This window comes from Sellimonas catena, assembly GCF_027924685.1.
Lineage (GTDB): Bacteria > Bacillota > Clostridia > Lachnospirales > Lachnospiraceae > Sellimonas > Sellimonas catena.
In genome coordinates this window covers 1-4,317 of the sequence record NZ_BSBO01000072.1, presented here as the reverse complement: position 1 = coordinate 4,317, position 4,317 = coordinate 1, and the positions used below count along the sequence as shown (strand labels likewise).

Below are 4,317 nucleotides of genomic sequence, written 5' to 3'. Positions count from 1 at the left end.
CCATAAGTGATCTGGCTGACCGTCCGCGAATTGGTACAATTGGAAAGAATCACATTCAGAGCAGTTCCGCTTTACTCAGGACTGCTCTTTTTCCGCTCTGAATCTGATACTTTCCTGATGAATTATAACATATTTATAGTATAACACACATAGCAAGACAAGTAATATAAGAAAAATTGATTCCATATTGAATGAAAAAGGAAAAATAATTTCAAAAAAAGAATTGACAAATTGACCTAAATAGGTTAATATAAAGAGCGAAAAGGAGAATAGAGAAAGGGCGAAAGGGTGAAACACTATGGTGAATAATTTTGGAAAGTTCTGCCGGAAGTTACGTATTGATAAAAATGAGCTTCTTTATGATATGGCAGCTAAGTTAGGAGTTTCATCAGCTTTTTTATCAAAGGTAGAAAACGGTAAGAAAAAGCCACCTAAGGAGTGGAAAGACATAATTGTTCAAAGTTACAATTTGGATAAAAGGCAAATTGCTGAGTTGGAACAAGTTATGTATGAAGCGCAGAATTACGATAGCATCGACATAAGTTTCATGAATGATAACGATAGAATGATGATGCTGTCTTTTGCGAGAAAATTTAATGAGCTTGATAAGAACAAATTAAAAGAGTTCTTACAGAAAGAGGTGAAAGATGAATGAATGTAGCGGCTGAACCGTTATCAAGACAATTAATCAGAAAAATGACATGGAAAGTCAGAGAAATAGCTGGATGCGATAATGTATTATATTTTCCGATCGTTCATTTTATCGAGTGGGTTTTAGCTAATCCAGAAAATGAAATGAAGATTGAGTTTGAAATTGTTGAGCCGGATGAAATGATTGATACATATGGTACAACCAATACTGGCAGAAATGTGATAAAGATTCGTAATGATGTTTATGAACGTGCGGTTGAAGGAAATCCAAGAGATCGATTTACTTTGTGTCATGAATTGGGACATTATTTGTTACATCAGCCAGAGTCAATAAGTTATGCTAGAGGTAGAATTCCTGTTTATAGAAGTCCGGAATGGCAAGCAAACACTTTTGCAGCAGAATTAATGGCTCCAATGCATTTGGTTAAGAATATGAGTATTGAGGAAATCATGGTTCAATGTGGAATGTCAAAACAGGCCGCAACTATTCAGTATAATGAAATTCACAAATGATGTTTAGGAAATTTCCTTTACATAGAAAAAACCAAGCACACAAAGTGCTTGGTCGCTTGTTAAAAGTGTTTCCACAATTAACTGGCGTTATAATTCTTTCTAGACAATTGGATTATAACATTGTGGATCTCTTTTTTCAAGTGATTTTTGAAAAAGGAGGTGTTTCTATGTACATATTTCGTGCATGGATTACCACAAAGGATGGTACAAAGATTTATGCCAAGACTTATGGTAAGAGAGCCTTCAGAATCTGGATAGGTCCAGGTCCTGAACCAGCAAAAAGTAACTAGTTACTAAAGTGAGGCACATTTTGCCAGTTAAATGTGCTTCTTTTCTAGACATTATATTATATATAGAAAGGAAGATTATTATGGCAAAAACAAAAACTAGTGTACGCGGAGTACAAAACAAAAAAATTGTTGTAGTTAAAGGATACACAAAAAAGGATGGAACCAGAGTGTCAGAACACCGTCGTTCTACACCAAAATAAAATATAGCCCAAGTTCTTAGGAACTTGGGCTATTGTACTTTTTGCTTATTTCCTGAGGGAAAATATTGTATCATCTTGTTGTAATCTCTGCCTAACTTGCGAACCCCGTTTGGAGCAGACAAAACCATGACGGCAGTGCTCTCTGGTCAGGCGGACATTGGATTTATGGGATCGGAATCTTCCATTTACACGTATAATGAAGGTGCCAAAGACTATGTTGTCAATTTTGCCCAACTGACACAAAGAGCAGGAAACTTCCTTGTATCAAGAGAACCGATTGAAGATTTTTCATGGGAAGATCTGAAAGGGAAGACGGTCCTCGGTGGCAGAAAAGGAGGAATGCCGGAAATGGTCTTTGAATATATCCTGAAACAAAATGATATCGATCCGGAAAAAGATGTAATGATCAATCAAAACATTGATTTTGGTTCCACAGCAGCCGCTTTTTCCGGTGGGCAGGGAGACTTTACGGTAGAATTTGAACCGGGGGCCACCACACTGGAAGCTGCCGGAAAAGGCTACGTTGTTGCCTCGCTTGGCAAAGAGAGCGGTTATGTGCCTTATACGGCATTCTCAGCGAAAAAGAGCTATCTGGAGGAGCATCCGGACCTGATCCAGAGTTTTACAAATGCCCTTCAAAAAGGGATGGATTATGTAAATACACACACACCGGAGGAAATTGCAAAAGTCATCCAGCCACAGTTTAAAGAAAATGATCTGGAAACAATCACAACGATCGTTTCCCGGTATTATGAGCAGAAGACATGGAAAGAAGATCTGATCTTCAATCAGGACAGCTTTGAATTATTACAGGACATTCTGGAGGATGCCGGCGAACTGGATTCCAGGACTCCGTACGAAGATCTTGTCACAACGGAATTTGCAACAAAGGCTGCGAAATAAATTTTTAATACTTTTTTGATATTTTGAACACACTTTTTTCACAATTGACATGTATTATGAAACTACAAAGTAAGTAATACTTTGTGAATAAACTTTTTCATAACTTTTTCCCTCAGCCAGTACATTCCCTGTACTGGCTATTAAAATGCAAAAAACAGGAAAGAGCACGTACATACGAAACTCTTTCCTGTCTTTTTATTTTGCAGATGTGTCCAGACGTCGGATGGAGTATCCGACAGCGGCACCGCCGATGATATTCCCTATCGTCACACAGAAAAGCACTTTCAGGATCTGATCCGGGGCGATCGGGAAATTGAAAGCATATACGGACAGATAATACATATCCGCTACTATATGTTCAAATCCGCAGAAAACGAAGGCGGTGATAAACAGCCATACATAAAAAATCTGGGCGAAAGATCCCTGTTTCTGCCGGATTCCTCCGACGAAAACCGCGAACGCTACAAACAGGCCGCAGAAGATACCAAGAAGAATCAGGCTGACCGGGGAATCTCCGATCTTCGGTGTTACGATTTCTTTCACACGCTCAAGAATTCCAGCCTCAAATCTTGTAAAATGAATGAGTACGGCAACAATCAGTGTACCGATCCCGTTTCCGATCCAGGCAATCGCCATATCGCTGAACCGGTAAGAACGATCATAGGCCGCAAGAGGGCAGACCCTTGTAAATAACCGGTTGTGAAGATTCAACACAAGTAAAATACCTGTTGAGAAAAAGAAACTTGCGATGATCTTGTCCGGTATACTTAAATACACCATGGCGCCCATGGCAATGTATGCCCCTGCAATAATACTGCTGATCCACTTTTCTTTCATACTTACTCCTCATCACTTCTTAATCTTGTCGTAAAGATACTATGTACCGGAGAAATTGTACCCATATTTTCGACAAAAAGCAAGCTTTTTATCGAATAAAAAAATAACCAGAACATGCACACGCATATTCTGATTACCATTTGGATTCCCTTTTTGAAAGCCCCGGTATCGAAAACCCGGTCAAACCAAGGGCTCCTGACAGCAGATAACGGGAGTCGAACCCGCCTTTCCAGCTTGGGAAACTAGCGTTCTACCGATGAACCATATCTGCAGATAAATACAGTATATCACTTCCCGGAGAAAATGCAAGGGAAAGACTTCCGGTTTTCCGGATTCCTTTCCCTCTGCATATTCCGCTATTTTACTGTGTACCGGAATCTATAAATTTTCACTGAAGAATTTCTGAAGTGTTTCAACTGCCTGATCTTCGTCTTCACCTTCAGCTGTCACTTTTATTTCCATGTCTTTCTTAACGCCAAGTCCCATTACACCGAAGATTGTTTTTGCGTTTGCAGCTTTGCCATCCTTTTCAATCTTGATGTCGCTTTTAAATCCTGCTGCAGCTTTTACAAGCAGTCCTGCCGGTCTTGCATGGATTCCTTCTGGATCAGTGATTACATAAGTAAATTCTTTCATTGTCTGTTTCTCCTTTTCTTTATTTACTTCCGTCCAAGTGCTGCCGCATCGTATGCACTGCCCTGGAAAGGTACTTCCGTTCAGTTTTTGTACATACTGTCAGTACCTGTATTTATGCTAACACAAAAGTGTGCTAAAGGCAATAATTCGGGGACAAAAGCCAGGGTTGTTTCATGAACAACTCAGACCGGACTATACCTGAAATTATTTTCCTATATCGGTTCTGTTGAGCTTAATACGAAAAAAAGCGCAAATTCCCCCCTCTTCTCTTTACATTGCCTTTTTTT

The 4,317-nt window shown here is 39.4% G+C and carries 4 protein-coding genes, 1 tRNA gene and 1 pseudogene; 3 read left to right on the top strand and 3 right to left on the bottom strand.

Annotation, left to right across the window (positions count from 1 at the left end; all coding sequences use genetic code 11):
* The first annotated feature begins 298 nt into the window (after nt 1–298).
* The 3 genes and pseudogenes from Selli1_RS17905 to Selli1_RS17895 form a co-directional block, all read left to right on the top strand.
* Complete coding sequence (locus Selli1_RS17905; protein ID WP_281874424.1) at nt 299–655, top strand: helix-turn-helix domain-containing protein; 357 nt, start codon at nt 299–301, stop codon at nt 653–655.
* The gene (locus tag Selli1_RS17900; protein WP_281874422.1) at nt 652–1,164 is read left to right on the top strand and encodes an ImmA/IrrE family metallo-endopeptidase; all 513 of its coding nucleotides are present in this window, start codon (nt 652–654) and stop codon (nt 1,162–1,164) included. The genes Selli1_RS17905 and Selli1_RS17900 overlap by 4 nt, the downstream gene beginning before the upstream one ends.
* A 586-nt stretch (nt 1,165–1,750) precedes the next feature.
* Nucleotides 1,751–2,557 (top strand): annotated as a pseudogene (locus tag Selli1_RS17895) (ABC transporter substrate-binding protein); the annotation flags it as partial.
* A gap of 195 nt (nt 2,558–2,752) precedes the next feature.
* Here the strand turns inward: Selli1_RS17895 and Selli1_RS17890 are convergent.
* From Selli1_RS17890 to Selli1_RS17880, 3 genes are all read right to left on the bottom strand, one after another.
* Entirely contained in the window at nt 2,753–3,394 is a 642-nt protein-coding gene (locus Selli1_RS17890) for a formate/nitrite transporter family protein (protein WP_087252586.1), read from the bottom strand.
* 200 nt (nt 3,395–3,594) lie between these two features.
* A tRNA-Gly gene (locus Selli1_RS17885) sits at nt 3,595–3,665 on the bottom strand.
* A gap of 107 nt (nt 3,666–3,772) precedes the next feature.
* The gene (locus Selli1_RS17880; protein ID WP_281874420.1) at nt 3,773–4,030 is read right to left on the bottom strand and encodes an HPr family phosphocarrier protein; all 258 of its coding nucleotides are present in this window, start codon (nt 4,028–4,030) and stop codon (nt 3,773–3,775) included.
* Nucleotides 4,031–4,317: the final 287 nt, after the last annotated feature.

Excerpts from the sequence above, each read along its gene's own strand:
- Selli1_RS17905 (WP_281874424.1), top strand. The coding sequence starts at position 299 with ATGGTGAATAATTTTGGAAAGTTCTGCCGGAAGTTACGTATTGATAAA.
- Selli1_RS17880 (WP_281874420.1), bottom strand. The coding sequence starts at position 4,030 with ATGAAAGAATTTACTTATGTAATCACTGATCCAGAAGGAATCCATGCA.
- Selli1_RS17900 (WP_281874422.1), top strand. The coding sequence starts at position 652 with ATGAATGTAGCGGCTGAACCGTTATCAAGACAATTAATCAGAAAAATG.
- Selli1_RS17890 (WP_087252586.1), bottom strand. The coding sequence starts at position 3,394 with ATGAAAGAAAAGTGGATCAGCAGTATTATTGCAGGGGCATACATTGCC.